At 62.7% G+C, this 16,291-nt stretch carries 17 protein-coding genes; 5 read left to right on the forward strand and 12 right to left on the reverse strand.

All coding sequences use genetic code 11. The features are described from left to right. Positions 1–74: 74 nt before the first annotated feature. The gene (locus GQB03_RS06760; protein WP_159686447.1) at positions 75–269 is read left to right on the forward strand and encodes a twin transmembrane helix small protein; all 195 of its coding nucleotides are present in this window, start codon (positions 75–77) and stop codon (positions 267–269) included. Positions 270–284: 15 nt separating this feature from the next. On the opposite strand, the gene GQB03_RS06765 is transcribed toward GQB03_RS06760, so the two are convergent. From GQB03_RS06765 to coxB, 6 genes are all read right to left on the reverse strand, one after another. Continuing rightward, the gene (locus GQB03_RS06765; RefSeq protein ID WP_159686450.1) at positions 285–1,133 is read right to left on the reverse strand and encodes a cytochrome c oxidase subunit 3; all 849 of its coding nucleotides are present in this window, start codon (positions 1,131–1,133) and stop codon (positions 285–287) included. A 103-nt stretch (positions 1,134–1,236) separates the two neighbouring features. Further along, a complete protein-coding gene (locus GQB03_RS06770; RefSeq protein ID WP_159686453.1) occupies positions 1,237–1,446 on the reverse strand; it encodes a DUF2970 domain-containing protein in 210 nt (69 codons plus the stop codon). Further along, positions 1,443–2,000, reverse strand: coding sequence for a cytochrome c oxidase assembly protein (locus tag GQB03_RS06775; protein ID WP_159686456.1), 558 nt, complete (start codon positions 1,998–2,000; stop codon positions 1,443–1,445). Before GQB03_RS06775 ends, GQB03_RS06770 begins: the two co-directional genes overlap by 4 nt. Then, positions 1,993–2,115, reverse strand: coding sequence for a cytochrome oxidase small assembly protein (locus GQB03_RS23160; RefSeq protein ID WP_235026976.1), 123 nt, complete (start codon positions 2,113–2,115; stop codon positions 1,993–1,995). Before GQB03_RS23160 ends, GQB03_RS06775 begins: the two co-directional genes overlap by 8 nt. 10 nt (positions 2,116–2,125) lie before the next feature. Continuing rightward, complete coding sequence (gene ctaD / locus GQB03_RS06780; RefSeq protein ID WP_159686459.1) at positions 2,126–3,706, reverse strand: cytochrome c oxidase subunit I; 1,581 nt, start codon at positions 3,704–3,706, stop codon at positions 2,126–2,128. A 47-nt stretch (positions 3,707–3,753) separates the two neighbouring features. Next, entirely contained in the window at positions 3,754–4,815 is a 1,062-nt protein-coding gene (gene coxB / locus GQB03_RS06785; protein WP_235026977.1) for a cytochrome c oxidase subunit II, read from the reverse strand. Positions 4,816–5,578: 763 nt separating this feature from the next. Between coxB and GQB03_RS06790 the strand changes: the two genes are divergently transcribed. The 4 genes from GQB03_RS06790 to cysK all read left to right on the forward strand — a co-directional run bounded on the left by GQB03_RS06790 (position 5,579) and on the right by cysK (position 12,140). Beyond that, entirely contained in the window at positions 5,579–7,246 is a 1,668-nt protein-coding gene (locus GQB03_RS06790; protein WP_268817525.1) for a Na/Pi cotransporter family protein, read from the forward strand. A 38-nt stretch (positions 7,247–7,284) separates the two neighbouring features. Continuing rightward, positions 7,285–7,776, forward strand: a complete 492-nt coding sequence (locus GQB03_RS06795) for an adenylyltransferase/cytidyltransferase family protein (RefSeq protein WP_159687008.1) — start codon at positions 7,285–7,287, stop codon at positions 7,774–7,776. A gap of 67 nt (positions 7,777–7,843) precedes the next feature. Beyond that, entirely contained in the window at positions 7,844–11,068 is a 3,225-nt protein-coding gene (locus GQB03_RS06800) for an EAL domain-containing protein (protein ID WP_159686465.1), read from the forward strand. 139 nt (positions 11,069–11,207) lie between these two features. After that, the gene (gene cysK, locus GQB03_RS06805) at positions 11,208–12,140 is read left to right on the forward strand and encodes a cysteine synthase A (protein ID WP_159686468.1); all 933 of its coding nucleotides are present in this window, start codon (positions 11,208–11,210) and stop codon (positions 12,138–12,140) included. A 262-nt stretch (positions 12,141–12,402) separates the two neighbouring features. Here cysK and fliR read toward each other — a convergent pair whose 3' ends face one another. From fliR to fliM, 6 genes are all read right to left on the reverse strand, one after another. After that, a complete protein-coding gene (fliR, locus tag GQB03_RS06810; protein ID WP_159686471.1) occupies positions 12,403–13,185 on the reverse strand; it encodes a flagellar biosynthetic protein FliR in 783 nt (260 codons plus the stop codon). A gap of 18 nt (positions 13,186–13,203) precedes the next feature. Continuing rightward, positions 13,204–13,473 (reverse strand): flagellar biosynthesis protein FliQ, encoded by a 270-nt coding sequence (fliQ, locus tag GQB03_RS06815; RefSeq protein WP_159686474.1) that lies wholly within the window; start codon positions 13,471–13,473, stop codon positions 13,204–13,206. A gap of 15 nt (positions 13,474–13,488) precedes the next feature. Further along, complete coding sequence (fliP, locus tag GQB03_RS06820; RefSeq protein WP_159686477.1) at positions 13,489–14,232, reverse strand: flagellar type III secretion system pore protein FliP; 744 nt, start codon at positions 14,230–14,232, stop codon at positions 13,489–13,491. After that, a complete protein-coding gene (gene fliO, locus GQB03_RS06825; protein WP_235026978.1) occupies positions 14,229–14,648 on the reverse strand; it encodes a flagellar biosynthetic protein FliO in 420 nt (139 codons plus the stop codon). Before fliO ends, fliP begins: the two co-directional genes overlap by 4 nt. A gap of 161 nt (positions 14,649–14,809) precedes the next feature. Next, entirely contained in the window at positions 14,810–15,280 is a 471-nt protein-coding gene (fliN, locus tag GQB03_RS06830) for a flagellar motor switch protein FliN (protein ID WP_159686480.1), read from the reverse strand. Next, the gene (gene fliM / locus GQB03_RS06835; RefSeq protein ID WP_159686483.1) at positions 15,273–16,280 is read right to left on the reverse strand and encodes a flagellar motor switch protein FliM; all 1,008 of its coding nucleotides are present in this window, start codon (positions 16,278–16,280) and stop codon (positions 15,273–15,275) included. Before fliM ends, fliN begins: the two co-directional genes overlap by 8 nt. Positions 16,281–16,291 lie beyond the last annotated feature (11 nt).

Here is a 16,291-nt window from a genome sequence, read left to right on the forward strand (position 1 = left end):
CCGTCCGCAGGCCCTGCGTTGGCTGGCTGCGGTGCATCGGATTACACTCCGGAAACTGAATCCCGGGTCTGGCCATGCGCATCCTCGTAATCGTGTTTCTGCTTCTGATTCTGGCCAGTCTTGGCTCCGCTCTGCTGTTTCTGCTGCGCGACAAGGGACAGGGCGAACGTACCGTCAAGGCCCTTGCCATCCGCGTGGGACTCTCGATCACCTTGTTCCTGATTCTCATGGGCGGCTTCGCGAGCGGCTGGCTGACAAACCGTCTGTAGTGCTGCGGATACGGCTCAAAGCCAGTACACCACCACGAAGAGCATCAACCAGACCACATCGACGAAGTGCCAGTACCAGGCTGTGGCCTCGAATGCGAAATGGTGCTCCTTGGAGAAGTGCCCCGCGATCACCCTGAACAGCATCACCGTGAGCATGATCGCGCCGATGGTGACGTGCAGCCCGTGAAAGCCGGTAAGCATGAAGAAGGTCGATCCGTAGATGCCGGAAGTGAGCTTCAGATTCATCTCATGATAGGCATGCATGTACTCGTAGATCTGCAGGGACAGGAAGATTGCCCCGAGCAGGATGGTCAAAAACAAGCCTGCCTTCAGTTGCCCCCGGTTCTCTTTCATCATGCCCCAGTGCGCCCACGTCAGCGTGGCACCGGAAGTGAGCAGGATCAGCGTGTTGATGGCCGGGATGCCCCACGCAGCCATGGGCGTAAAGGGGTCCTCGACCAGCGGGCCGGCACTTGGCCAAGCTGCCGAAAAACCGGGCCAGAGCAAGGAATTATCGGAATCGGCGAGCCAGGGCAATCCGAGCACGCGGATATAGAACAGCGCCCCGAAGAAAGCCGCGAAGAACATCACCTCGGAGAAGATGAACCAGCCCATCGACCAACGAAATGACGCATCCACGTTCTTGCCGTAGCTGCCGCCTTCTGATTCCCGCACTACCTGACCGAACCAGCCGAAGAGCATGTAGATCAGTACCGCGAACCCGATCGCCAGCGTCCACGGCCCGGAGCCGACCTTGTTCAGCCACATCACGGCACCGGAGGCGATCAGCAGCAACGCGATCGACCCGAAGATCGGATAGCGCGAAGGCTCCGGTACAAAGTATTTCTCGTAGGTCTGACTCATCACAGATCTCCCATCTGGCAATCAAGTCCGCCTGTTACAAGCGAATGGCCGTAATACAGCTCGGCCAGGCATTTCCTTCTGGCGGCACTTCCACCGGCCAGGCTCAAACCCTTACAACAAACTTCAGAAAACCAACGATCGCGAGAACAAAGAGCAGCCCGCCCGCGATGCCTGCGACGATGACGGCTCTCGGATTCAGCGATCCGGCGTCACGCTGGTAATCGTTGCGTTTTCGCACTCCGGCAAACGACCAGAACACCGCCTTGAACGTGGCCCAGAAGCCGGCCTGCTGCGGTCTGTCGGAACCCGTCAACTGCGCCCCCCGGCATCGCCCCCGCTCGCCTGTGTTCCAGCCACCTCGAAGAACGTATACGACAGCGTGATCGTGTTCACGTCGGCCGGAAGGTCGGTATCCACTACGAACACGACCGGCATCGTTCTTCGTTCACGGGCCGCCATGGTCTGGCCGCTGAAACAAAAGCACTCGAGCTTGCGAAAATGCTGCCCCGCCACCTTCGGGCCGTAGCTCGGAATCGCCTGGCCGGTCACCGGATAATCCCTGTTATTGACCACTTCGTAGGCGATCTGCACCAACTGCCCCGGATGAACCTTTATTTCGCTCTGCAACGGCCTGAATTGCCAAGGCAGATCATGCGTATTGGCGTCGAACTCGATGGTGATCGTGCGGCTCTCGTCGATCTGGCCATTGACCGCGGAACGGTCGGGCTGCAGCAGATTGTTTATGCCTGCCGCCGCGCAGATCTGCTCGTAGAACGGCACCAGCGCAAATCCGAAACCGAACATCACGAAGGCCGCGACTGCCAGGCGGATCAACAACTGCCGGTTCTCGCCTCCCGCCTTACGCATTGCCGAAAAGCCAGGTCTTGACCATGATCCCGATGAAGAAGACCAAGGCGATCGACAGCAGTATCAATGCCGTGCGCAGGTTGCTCGGGCGCTTCTCTTCGCTCATGAGTTCCATTTCATCCGTCTCATTTCACGACCGGAGGCACCTCGAAGGTATGGTGGGGCGCCGGCGAAGGCACCGTCCATTCGAGGCCATGCGCGCCTTCCCACGCCCGTGCTGCGGCTTTCTCACCACCCTTCACACACTTCACCAAGACAACGATGAAGATCAACTGCGAAAATCCGAAACCGAAAGCACCGATCGTCGCCATTGCGTTGAAATCAGCGAACTGGAGCGCATAGTCGGGAATGCGGCGTGGCATGCCGGCAAGGCCGAGGAAGTGCATCGGGAAAAACGTGATGTTGAAGAACACCATCGAGCACCAGAAGTGGATCTTGCCGAGGCGTTCGTCCGCCATGTGCCCGGTCCATTTCGGAAGCCAGTAGTAGGCGCCGGCAAACAGGGCGAACAGTGAGCCCGCAACCAGCACGTAATGGAAGTGGGCCACCACGTAATAGGTGTCCTGAAGCTGGATGTCGATCGGCGCGACAGCGCAGATCAGGCCGGTGAATCCGCCGATGGTGAACACGAAGATGAAACCGGTCGCCCACAGCATCGGCGTCTCGAAGGTCAGCGACCCTCGCCACATGGTGGCCACCCAGTTGAAGACCTTCACCCCGGTAGGCACTGCGATGAGCATCGTCGCATACATGAAGAACAGCTGCCCGACTGCCGGCATGCCGGTCGTAAACATGTGGTGCGCCCACACCGTGAAGGAGAGGATCGCGATCGATGCGGTTGCATAGACCATCGAGGCATAGCCGAACAGCGGCTTGCGGGCAAACGTTGGAATGATCTCCGAGATGATCCCGAATGCCGGCAGGATCATGATGTACACCTCGGGGTGCCCGAAGAACCAGAACACGTGCTGATAGAGCACCGGATCGCCACCGCCGGCCGCATTGAAGAAGCTGGTACCGAAGTGACGGTCGGTAAGGACCATGGTGACCGCACCGGCCAGCACCGGCATCACGGCGATCAGCAGGTAGGCGGTGATCAGCCAGGTCCAGCAGAACAACGGCATCTTCATCATGGTCATGCCCGGAGCGCGCATGTTCAGCACCGTTACCACGATGTTGATCGCGCCCATGATCGAGCTGATACCCATGATATGGATCGCGAAGATCGCCATATCCATGCCCATGCCCATCTGCACCGACAAGGGCGCATACATCGTCCAGCCGGCAGCCATCGCACCGCCCGGCACGAAGAACGAGCCCAGCAGCAGGATTGCCGCTGGAGGCAGCAGCCAGAAGCTCCAGTTGTTCATGCGGGCGAAGGCCATGTCGGAGGCACCGATCATGAGCGGGATCTGCCAGTTCGCAAATCCCACGAAGGCCGGCATGATCGCACCGAAGACCATCACCAGACCATGCATCGAGGTGAGCTGGTTAAAGAACTCGGGCTGCACCACCTGCAGGCCCGGTTGAAACAGCTCTGCCCGGATCGTCAGCGCCATCACACCCCCCGAGAGGAACATGATGAAACTGAAAATCATGTACATCGTGCCGATGTCTTTGTGATTGGTGGTCGTAATCCACCGCATGAGCCCGGTGGGCCCATGATGATGGTGATCGTGTAGATGGTCGGGAATGACGGCTGCCATGCTGCCTCCTGTCGGAATGCTGGCTTGCGGATTTATTGAAGGCTCATTCAGCGCGCGGCTGCGATCTCGGTGGGCTGGATGGCCTCACCGGTATGGTTGCCCCACGTATTGCGTGTGTAGGTGATGACCGCTGCGATATCGGTGTCGGAAAGCTGCTTGCCGAAGGCGGCCATCGCCGTGCCCTCGCGGCCCTTCAGAACGGTATCGATCTGGGCGATCTTGGGCCCCTGAACGACGGCCGAACCATCGAGCGGCGGGAAGGCCGGGGGCAGACCCTTGCCGTCCGCCTGGTGGCATGCCGCACAGTTCGCCGCAAACACCTTCTCGCCCCGAACCTTGAGATCCGCAAGGTCCCAGACCTTGTTCGGGTCGTCAGCCGAGGCTGCCTGCGCACCCTTCTTCTCGGCGACCCATGCGGCGTACTTTTCGGCGGACACGACATGCACCTCGATTGGCATGAAACCATGATCCTTGCCGCACAGTTCGGCGCAATTGCCGCGGAACACGCCTTCCTTGTCGGCGCGGAACCAGGTATCGCGGATGAAACCCGGAATCGCGTCCTGCTTCACGCCAAGCGCCGGCACCCACCAGGCATGAATCACGTCGTTGGCGGTAGTCAGAATGCGGATCTTCTTGCCAACCGGCACCACCAGGGGCTGATCCACCTCGAGAAGGTAGTTGTCGCCCTTCGCCTGACGACCATCGAGTTGCTCGCTTGGCGTAGAAAGATTGGAGATGAGCTTGACGCCCTCGCCCTCTCCCTTGAGGTAGTCATAGCCCCACTTCCACTGATAGCCGGTCGCCTTGATCGTGATATCGGGATTCGAAGTGTCCTTCATGGCGATCACCGTTTTCGTGGCCGGATAGGCCATCCCCAACAGGATCAGCACCGGCACCACGGTCCAGACGATTTCGACCGTGGTGTTCTCATGGAAATGGGCGGCCACCGCGCCCTTCGACTTGCGATGCGCAAAAACCGACCAGAACATCACGCCGAACACCGCGATGAAGATCACCATGCAGATCACCAACATGAGCGTGTGCATGTCGTAGATCTCTGTCGCGATCTGGGTAACCGGCTGCTGGAGATTTACACGGCTTTCCGCCATTGCGGCGGCTGCGGATGCTGCTGTTAACACGGCCAAGGCATTGCGAGCAATTCTGCTCATGCGCGAACCCCCAAATTCATTTCCTGCAAAGGGGCGTAGCGGGACATTGCCGACCTGCACGTCGACGCTCTGACCTGTTGGTTTCTGTGAGCGGGAACAGCCGGGGCAGCTTCCGACGCTACGCCGGGAACAACCTAGCCGGAACTCGAAAATCCGCTGTAATCATTATTTTGTGCGGTTCTCGATCAGCCGCGGACGATCATGCCACAGCCGTTTTGAGGGTCGCAAGACGATTTTTTGACAAAAATCAAAGTGCTGCACTGCAAAACAAGATAACAATCAACTGCTTCATGCATTAATGGGCCGCTAAGCGGAACTTATGCTGCAAACGCACAATCAATTGCTTCTTCGCGGATCCCTTCCTGTTCGATGCGGCAAGATACCGGCCAAGGGCTTCCGCTGACGCCATCCCTGGCCGCCGGCGAGACCGCGAGTTCATGCCACGACGCCATGCGCGACAGCGTCCCGGTTCATCGCACTCGCGGAACGCCATGTCGCGGCCTGTTCCCGCTTGACCCGCACACCTGCAGCAGCGGGATGCGCAGTGCGTCGACTCGCCCATCCTTTGCGCGATTCTGCACTTTCAGATAGGGTCAAACGATATCGCCTTCGGCGCCGGGACCTGCCTGCCGGATAGCGGCCCCGAGTCCTCCTCCCCAATACCGGAAACGGCATCCGACCGGCTCTTTCTCGCCTCCCGAACGTGGCTACAGAACAACTCTCCAGCTTCAACATCATCGCAGGGACTTTCGGCGGCGTCGGCCTCTTCCTCCTCGGCATGCACTTGCTTACCGACGGCCTCAAGCTCGCTGCCGGACGCGCACTCGAAGGTCTGCTCGAGCGCTGGACCTCAACGCCACTGCGGGGTCTGGCGGCCGGCATGCTGATCACCACGCTGGTTCAGTCATCGAGTGCGGTTACCGTAGCCAGCATCGGATTCGTGAACGCCGGACTGTTATCGCTGAAGCATTCGCTGTGGGTGATCTTCGGATCGAACGTTGGTACAACCATGAACGCCTGGCTTGTGGCCGGACTTGGTTTCAACTTCAAGATCGACACCTTCGCCCTGCCCTTCGTCGGCATCGGCGCGGTCTTGATGCTGACCGGGCGCGGCGTCCGATCCCGTTCGCTCGGCCAGGCCCTTGCCGGTTTCGGTGTGCTTTTCCTCGGCATTCAGGTCCTGAAAGACACGTTCTCCGGCCTTGGCGGCGACATGCAGATCGAGCGGTATGTTTCTCCGGGGGTCGGTGGCTACCTCGCCCTGGTCGGCATCGGCGCCCTGCTCACAATCCTCATGCAAGCGTCGGGCGCCGCGATCGCAATCGTCATCACCGCCGCGCAGGGCGGACTGATGTCGATCGAGGCAGCCTGCGCGATGGTCATCGGCACCAACATCGGCACCACCTCGACTGCCGTGCTGTCCGCCCTCGGGGCAACGTCGAATGCGCGCCGCCTGGCCGCTGCGCATGTGTTCTTCAACCTGGTCACGGGTGCCGTGGCACTGGCGCTGCTTCCCGGCCTGATCGCACTGCTCGCGCTGATACGTGGCTGGCTCGATCAGCCCGCCACACCGGCGATCATGATTGCCCTCTTCCACACGGTCTTCAATCTGCTCGGCGTGCTGCTCATGGTACCCACCGCTCCGTGGCTGCTGCGCACGCTTGCCGGGCACTTCAAGCGCGGCGACGAGGACCGCGGCAAGCCGCGCTTTCTCGACGACAGTGCAACGAGCGTCCCCGATCTCGCGATAAGGGCACTGCGCATGGAGCTCGGCCGGACGCAGTCGCTGTGCTGTGACAGCCTGTCCCAGGCGGTAGCGGTACCGCCGGCCGGAGCAGCGATCGAAGCTCACCGTACGACGCTCGTGACGCTGGCCGGGGCGATCGGCGACTACGCACAGAAGCTCTCGGCGCTGCGGCTGCCGGTTGCGCTGGTCGAACAGCTCGCTGAGTGCCTCCGCATCCTGCAATACCAGGAGAATGCGGTTGATACCGGCCTGCACTCGGCCGAACTGTCGGCGCATCTCGCCCCCCTGCCCGGCCCCGCCCTGCTCGAAGCGGCTCGCGCCTTCCACGGATCTGTCAGGCAACTCGCCGGCGCCGCGGACCACGACCGCCCGGAGTTCGATCAGGCTGAAGTTGACTGGCTGCTCGGCAAGCTCGAGGCTGACTACGCCCATCTCAAGGATCGCCTGCTCGCGGCGGGCGCGGACGGCCACCTGGGGGTGCGTCAGATGCAGGAATATCTGCAGCAGGCAAGCCAGCTTCGCCGCTCGGCGGAACAGACCGCGAAGGCGGCAGGCCACATGTCCGCACTGGATCACGGCCTTGCCCCTCCACCAGAATCCCGCGGTGCCCCTGAAGCGCCCTGATGCCCGATACAATCCGACGTTTCGGGAGCTGCGCGACGATGAACTATCCTCCACCCGCCTTCGAACAGAAAATCTGCCCGCCTGAGCTGCTCGCCAACCGCTGCGCAGCGCTTACCCGGCCTCTTGTGTTTACCAACGGCTGTTTCGACATCCTGCACCGGGGGCACGCCACCTATCTCGCGCAAGCGCGCGCGCTCGGCGCCTCGATGGTGGTCGCGCTCAACACCGACGCGTCGGTGCGCCGTCTCGGCAAGGGAACGGACCGTCCGATGAACGGACTCGAGGACCGTCTCGCGGTGATGGCCGCACTCGAAGCGGTGAGCCTCGTCACATGGTTCGACGAGGACACGCCGCTCACACGGATACTCGAATGCCGGCCCGAGGTGCTGGTCAAGGGCGGCGACTGGGCGCCCGAGCGCATCGTCGGCGCACAGCAGGTGCTCGAATGGGGCGGCGCGGTCCACTCCATCCCGTTTGCCCACGCCCGCTCGACCACCTCGCTCATCGAAAGAATCAGGACCGGCGGCTGAGCTGTCCCTCAAGGCGCACCGCCCGCTGCCGTTAGACCGGTGAAGTTTCGGGCTAAGAGAGTGCGCAATGAACGATCCGGGGCTGACCTTGGCTCCCGTCAGGAAAACGATGCCGGTCGTTCTCGGCGGATGGCTGCTGGGATTTCTGCTGCTCCTGCTGCCCGTCTCGAGCGCCATGTCGCAGCAAGGCAATGCGCTGCAGGATGGCAAGCGGGTTCTCCTGCTCTACTCCTACACCCCGTCCTTTCCCACCTCGCGACTCATCCACGAAGGTGTGCGCTCAGTTCTCGACTCCGCGGGTCTCGCACTCGACGAAGAGTTCATGGATTCGCGCAGGCAATCGGACGACGAGGGACGCCGGCACTACCGGGACTGGCTCGCATACAAGCTCTCCCGCGCTCAGCCGTACGACGCGGTGATCGCCGCCGACGATGCCGCGTTTGCACTGGCACGTGACAACCGGGCCCTCTTCGCGAACGCACCATTGGTCTTTCTCGGCGTCAACGACACCCGGGCGGCCTTGGCCAGTTCAGGTGCGCCCGGCATCACCGGGATCGTCGAGCACGTGTCGATCGCCGAAACGCTTGCGATGGCGAAGGCCCTTCAACCGGAGCTCAGGCATCTGCTGGTGATCACCGATTCGAGCCCCGGCGGTCGCGGTGACCTGGCGAGCCTGGAGCGGCTGCCACCGGTCGAAGGCCTCGATCGAGCGGTACTCTCGCTTGAAAAACTGCAGTGGTCTCAACTCGCCGCACGTCTCGAACACCTCGGCAAGGGCGATGCGGTGCTCCTGCTTGCCGCCTACACGGACCAGGCAGGCGTTCACAAGAGTTTCGAAGAATCACTTTCGCTGATCGTCGCCCACACACCGGTTCCGATCTATCACCTGTGGGCGCACGGAATCGGGCAAGGTCTTCTCGGCGGCTATGTGATGAGCCACCGCGAGCACGGACGCGAGGCAGCGCGACGCGTCCTGCGGATCTTCGCCGGCGAGCGGCCGGAGGGCATTCCGGTAATGGCAAGCAGCCCCAACGAGCCCGTCGTCGACGCGCGCCAGCTCGACCGTTTTGGTCTCGCCGAATCAGCCTTGCCGGCGGGCACCCGGATCATCAACGAAGCACCGACCCTGATGGCGACCTATCCGGTACAGAGCGGTCTCGCCATCGGTCTGGTGGGAGGCTTGGTGGCGCTCAGCATCGTGCTGGCCATGAACAACGCGCAGAAGAAAACACATGTCCGGCAGATCGAAAGGGACCGGGCCCTGCTGCGAAGCCTGCTCGATGCCACCCCCGACCTGATCTTCTTCAAGGACCCGGACGGGCGCTTCATCGACGCAAACCAGGCGTGTCTCGATCTGATCGGCAGGCCACGCAAGGACGTCATCGGGCAATCCGACGCCGATTTTTTTCCGCCCAAGGTCGCTGCGGCATTCGAACTGCGTGATCGGCATGTGCTGCGAACGGGCAAGCCACTCGAATACAGTGAAACGGTTCTTGACAGATCAGGCAGGCTCCAGCACCTCGACACGCTCAAGGCGCCCGTACTGGACGCGGGTGGGGCCGTGATCGGCATGGTCGGGGTGGCGCGGAATGTCACCGGCCAGATGGACATACGCAAGCGCCTGCAACTTGCCGCCGAGGTTTTCGATCACGCCGCCGAGGGCATCATCATCACCGATGCAAGCGGCATCATCGAAGCGGTAAATCCGGCTTTCACCACGATCACCGGCTACGCCGCCCACGACGTCGTCGGCCAGAAAAGCAGCATCATTTCCTCCGGTCGCCACGACAGGGACTTCTACATCCGGATGTGGGAGCAGTTGCTCGACACCGGCGCCTGGCAAGGGGAAATAACGAACCGCCGGGCGTCCGGCGAAATCTATCCGCAATGGCTCAACATCTCGTCCGTGAACGCCGACGGGGAAGACCGGGTATCGCATTACGTCGGGATCTTCTCGGACATCAGCCTGATGCGCCGGAACGAAGAGAAACTCGATCACATGGCGCATCACGATGCGCTGACCGACCTTCCCAACCGGATGCTCCTCAATGACCGCATGGAGCACGCACTGACCCGCGCAGAGCGCGACAAATGTCTTGCCGGTGTGATCTTCATCGATCTCGACCACTTCAAGGACATCAACGACTCCTATGGCCACGGCATCGGCGACGAGATCCTCTGCGAAGTCGCACGTCGCATTGCCTCCGCCCTGCGTGACGGCGACACCGTGGCAAGGCTGGGCGGCGACGAATTCGTCGTGCTGCTGGAGGGCCTGACCGACGGGGAGGCGGCCGACATGGCCGCCAACCGGATCGCCGCGAGCCTGATCGCCCCGTTCCAGATCGGCGCACTGGAGTTCTATATCGGCGCAAGCATGGGCATCAGCCTCTATCCGCGCGATGGCGAGACGCCGCAGGCACTGATTCGCAACGCCGACACCGCGATGTACCAGGCCAAGAACCTGGGTCGCAATACGGTGCAACGCTACGCCTACGCACAGACCGACCACGCCCGGCGCCGCGTTCAGGTCGAGAACGCCTTGCGCCGCGCGGTGGTCCGCAGGCAGATCACCGTGGCATATCAACCGCAGTTCTCCCTCGACGGCCAGCGGATGACCGGCATGGAGACGCTCGCGCGGTGGACCGACGAGGAACTCGGCAGCATCTCGCCGGCAGAGTTCATTCCCGTGGCGGAGCGCAGCGGCCTGATCATCCCGCTGGGCGAACTCGTCCTGCGAACGGCCTGCCAGCAGGCCAGCGCATGGCACGCCCGCGGGCTCTCGCCCCCGCGCGTCGCGGTCAACGTTTCCGGCCGGCAACTGCGCAGGCCGGAATTCCTGAGCACCGTGCAGCGCGTGCTCGAGGAGACCGCCTGCCAAGCGGAATGGCTCGAGCTCGAGGTCACCGAGTCGGACATCCTGCACGATGCCGAACCGGCCATCGCCAGCCTGCATGCCCTCCGCGCGATGGGCATCGCGCTTTCGCTTGACGACTTCGGCACCGGTTTCTCCTCGCTCAGCTATCTCAAGCGTCTCCCCATCGAGACGCTCAAGATCGATCGCAGCTTCATCGATGGCCTGCCGTCCGACGGCAACGACAAGGCGATCGTCGAAGCCATCCTGGCCATGGGTCACGCCCTCGGCATCAAGGTGCTGGCCGAGGGGGTGGAGACCGATGCACAGGCCGACTTCCTGAAGGAAGCTGGCTGCATCGAGGCCCAGGGCTACCTGTTCGGCCGCCCGACGACCTCGGCGGTACTCGCCACGCTGCTCGAAGCACGAGCGGCCTCCTGAGCGGACGGAACCGTCCGCACGAGGGCCGGCGCCCGGCGCTCGAAAACAAACCGTTCTGTCGATATTCCCGGTGACGATTTCGTGGTCCGCCGGCTCGGGCCTAGAATCACGCTACCGTCACAACGAAAGTGGAACCGAGATGAAGATCGCGAAGGACGTCACCGAACTCATCGGCAATACCCCGCTGGTGCGACTCAACCGCCTGACCCGCGAAAGCACTGCCACCGTCGCACTCAAGCTGGAATTCTTCAACCCCGCCCATAGCGTAAAAGACCGCATCGCGGTCTCGATGATCGACGCCGCCGAGAAAGCCGGCAGGATCGGTCCCGACTCGATCATCCTCGAGCCGACTTCGGGCAATACCGGCATCGGCCTGGCAATGGTGTGCGCGGCGCGCGGCTACAAGTGCGCCTTCGTCATGCCGGAGACGATGAGCCGCGAGCGCCGGCTGCTGCTCAAGGCCTACGGCGCCGAATTGATCCTCACGCCGGGCCCCGAGGGCATGGGCGGCGCGATCGCCAAGGCCCGGGCACTGGCCGAGAGCGATAGTCGCTATTTCATTCCCCAGCAGTTCGAGAACCCCGCCAACCCGGAAATCCATCGCAGCACCACCGCAGAGGAGATCTGGCGCGATACCGACGGCAAGGTCGACATCCTCGTATCGGGGATCGGCACCGGCGGCACGATCACCGGCGTGGGCGAAGTGCTCAAGGCAAGGAATCCGTCCGTCAAGGTTATCGCCGTCGAGCCCGATGCAAGCCCGGTCCTTTCAGGCGGCCAGAAGGGTCCTCATCCGATCCAGGGCATCGGCGCCGGATTCATCCCCGCCATCCTGAACACCGGAATCTACGACCAGGTGGCACGTGTCAAGAACGACGACGCCTTCGACATCGCCCGGCGTCTTGCCACCGAAGAGGGGCTGCTGGTCGGCATTTCGTCGGGCGCCGCGGTGTGGGCTGCACTCGAAGAAGCGAAGAAGCCGGAAAATGCGGGAAAGCTGATCGTCGTGATTGTGCCCTCCTTCGGCGAGCGCTACCTGTCGACCGCACTCTACGCGCACCTCGAAATCTGATTCGGCCGGGCGGCGTCAGCGGGCCCGAATTGCGACGGGCCCTGGTGTTGCCGCTCGCGGTAGCCGGGTGGTCGATGCATCGGCTGCGCCACCAGAGGATCCGCTGCGGCGCCCCGGCCGATTCGACGCCGGTGACCGCTCCGCGGGTCACCATTCCTCAAACGGCGGCCGACTGCCACGGTGCCGTCAGTGCAACCGGCCTCGCCCGCACGCGACGCATGCCCGGGGCGGTCCCGATCAAAGCAGATCCGCGCGCCGGGCCTCAGCGCAACGATTTCGCCAGCTCGGCCATTGCATCGAAGCCGAGCCCGAAAAAGTGTTGCAACACCGGCGCAAAGGCGTCGAGACTGAGCAGCAGGACCAGGAAACCCGCGCTCAGCGTCACCGGAAAACCGATCGCAAAAAGGTTCAGCTGCGGTGCAGCCCGTGTCAGCACCCCCATGGCGATGTTGGTGATGAGCAGCGTTGCCACCAATGGCAGTGCCAGCAACAGACCGGCGGAGAACAACAGCGCACCCAGTCGGGCGACCACCATCCAGCCGCCACCGTGCACCGGCGTGGCGCTGACCGGCAGCCACTCGAAACTGCGCACCAGCACGTCGATCATCAGCAGATGCCCGTTGACCGCGAGGAAAAGCAGACTTGCGAGCAGATTCAGGAACTGCGACATGACGGCCGTCTGCCCCCCCGCCTGCGGGTCGAAGAAGGTCGCGAACGACAGCCCCATCTGCAGACCGATGAGTTCACCGGTCATGATCACCGCGGCCAGCACGATGCGCATCACGAATCCCATGCCGATGCCGATCAGCATCTGCTGCGCGAGGATGGCGAGCCCGATGCCGGAGCCGGGCGCCACGGACGGCATCGGGGGCAAGGCCGGCAGCACCGCAACCGCGATCGCAAGGCCCAGCGACAGCCTCACCCGTACCGGCACCGAACCGTTCGAGAACAGCGGTGCGGCACCGATCATGCCGAGCAGCCGAGCCAGCGGAAAGGCCATCGCCGCAAGCCAGGCATCGAGGGTCGCAGCGGAAACCGAAATCATGGCACGGCGCTTCTTCGCTCAGCCGATCATCATCGGAATCGACTCGAACAGCCGGCGCATGAAATCGGTGATGGTGGTGATCATCCACGGCCCGGCAAGGATCAGCGTGACGAAGATCGCCACCAGCTTGGGCACGAACGACAGCGTCATTTCATTGATCTGCGTGGCCGCCTGGAAGATGCTCACCACCAACCCGGTCACCAGGGCGGCGATGAACAGCGGCGCCGCGACCAGGAGGGTGACCTCGACGGCCTGACGACCCAGGTCGATGACGGTTGTGGGGGTCATCCGGGTTTTTCTCCTTCAGCCAAAGCTCTGCACCAGCGAACCGATCAAGAGGGTCCAGCCGTCAACCAGCACGAACAGCATCACCTTGAACGGCAGCGACACGATGACCGGGCTCATCATCATCATCCCCATCGACATCAGCACTGAAGCAACCACCATGTCGATGATCAGGAAAGGTATGAAAACGATGAAGCCGATCTGAAACGCCGTCTTGAGCTCCGAGGTCACGAACGCCGGGACCACCACCCTCATCGGCAGCTCTTCCGCCTTGTCGACACGCGGCACCTTGGCGAGCTTCGTGAACAGCGAAAGATCCGGCTCGCGGATCTGGCGCAGCATGAAGGCCTTGACCGGCACCGTGCCGCGGGCGAGCGCCTCCTGGAAACTGATCTGCTCGCTCGACAGCGGCAGGTAGGCTTCGTTGTACACCCGGTCGAGCACAGGCGACATGATGAAAAAACTTAGAAACAGCGCCAGCCCGATCATCACCTGGTTGGGTGGCGAGGTCTGGGTGCCCATCGCGCTTCGCAGCAGCGAGAGGACAATGACGATGCGCGTGAAGCTGGTCATCATCAGCACCGCTGCCGGGATGAAACTCAGCATGGTGAGCGTGAGCAGCGTCTGGATGCTCAGGCTCCAGGTAGTGCCGCCACCGGGAGCAGGGGCGCCGGTCAGTGCCGGCATGCTCTGCGCCAGCGCCGACAAGGGTAGTAACAGCGTGACACTCACGACGAACCGGGAAAGCCCTCTGGCACTCATTGGCGACGCTCCAGCAACCGCTGCAGCCGCGCCGAAAAATCGCCGCCGGACGGTGTGCCACCCTCGGCACCGGTCGAATCGCCTGGCGGCAGATCGGAAACGTCGAACTCGCTCAACGCATTGACCCGTCCGGGCGCAACCCCGAGCACGAGCACGCGATCGGCGACCTGCACCATCACGACCCGCTCGCGCGCCCCGACCGCCGCAGCGCCAAGAACCTTCAGCCCACCGGCCGCGCCACCACGACTCATGCCGAGACGCTTGAGCAGCCACAGCACCCCGACCAGCACCGCAAGCACCACGACAAGGCCGAACAGCATCTGGCCGATCCCGGCAGCAAGATCGGGCGCTGCCTCACCGGCCAGGGCCAGGCGGGGCGACAGGGCAATCAGGAGCAGGAGGGTTCGTGCTGGCACAACGCAGATGTCCGAGTGAAGACAGCAGAAAGCTTAAGGTGCCGGAACGGCAATCCTTGCCGCAATAAGGCGGCAATCTGCCTCCCAATTCGACGCTTGGACATGTAGCGAAAAACAAAAGGGCGACCCGCGGGTCGCCCTTCTGCCGTGCCGGACGAGACTCAGTTGCGCAGTTTGCGCATGCGCTCGGCCGGCGTGACGATGTCGGTAAGGCGGATGCCGAACTTGTCATTCACCACCACGACTTCGCCCTGCGCGATCAAGGTACCGTTGACCAGCACATCCATCGGCTCGCCCGCCAGCCCGTCGAGTTCGACGACCGAGCCATGCGCCAGTTGCAGCAGGTTGCGGATCGACAGGCGGGTGCGGCCCAGTTCGACGGTCAGCTGTACCGGGATATCGAGGATCATGTCGAAATCGTTGAGCGCACCGCCACGCTTGGCACTGTCGCCGAAATCCGGGAAAAGCTGGCTCGCCGGCTTGGCCTGGTAAGGCGAGTCGGCGGAGTCCGCGGCCTCGCGCAAGGCTGCCTCCACGTCGGCATCGCTCTCGACGGCACCTGCCTCGGCCTGCGCCTGTTCCTGCATGGCCGCAGCCCAATCATCGTCGGAAACCTGGTTCTCGTCAGCCATTCTGTTCTCCTGGAAGCGCCGCCGTCGTCTCGTCCTGCGACAGGAAACGCTCGACCTTTATCGCATATCTGCCATGCTGCACGCCGTAGTGCCCCTCGAGCACCGGGGCCCCGTCCACTTCGACCTGAAGCAGCTCCGGCACCTGCAGCGGAATGACGTCGCCGACCTTCATGTTCACCACGTCCCGCAAGGTGATCCGCGCCTGGCCGAACTGCGCCACGAGCGCGACCTCGGCGTTCTGCAACTGCTTGCCGAGCATGTTGACCCAGCGCCGGTCCTGGGTAAGGTGATCGCTCTGCATCGTCGAATAGAGCGTGTCGCGGATCGGCTCGATCATCGAGTAGGGAAGGCACACATGCATCTCCGCCTGTGATCCACCGAACTCGATCGAGAAACTGGTCGCCACCACGATCTCGGAAGGCGTGGCAATATTGGCGAACTGCGAATTCATCTCCGAGCGCACGTATTCGAAGCTCATCGCGAACACCGGTGCCCAGGCCCGCTGGTATTCGGCAAACACCACCGCCAGCATGCCCTGGATGATGCGCTGCTCGGTGGGCGTGAAATCGCGGCCTTCGACGCGGGTATGAAAACGCCCGTCGCCGCCGAACATGTTGTCCACCACCAGGAAGACCAGGTTGGGATCGAAGACGATGAGGCCGATGCCGCGCAGCGGTTTGGCCGTGATCAGGTTCAGGTTGGTCGGCACGACCAGGTTCCGCACGAATTCGCTGTATTTCTGGACTTTGATCGCCCCGACCGAGACCTCTGCATTGCGGTGCATGTAGTTGAATAGCCCGATCCGCAGGTAGCGGGCGAAGCGCTCGTTGATGAGCTCCATGGTGGGCATGCGCCCACGCACGATCCGCTCCTGCGTGGCCAGGTTGTAGGGGCGCACGCCCCCACCGGTGTCATCGACCTGCTCCGGTTCGTCCGACTCCCCGGTCACACCCCTGAGCAGGGCATCGACTTCTTCCTGGGAGAGAAAATCCGCGGCCATGATGAATGCTT

It is taken from the genome of Cognatazoarcus halotolerans (assembly GCF_009800965.1).
Taxonomy (GTDB): domain Bacteria; phylum Pseudomonadota; class Gammaproteobacteria; order Burkholderiales; family Rhodocyclaceae; genus Cognatazoarcus; species Cognatazoarcus halotolerans.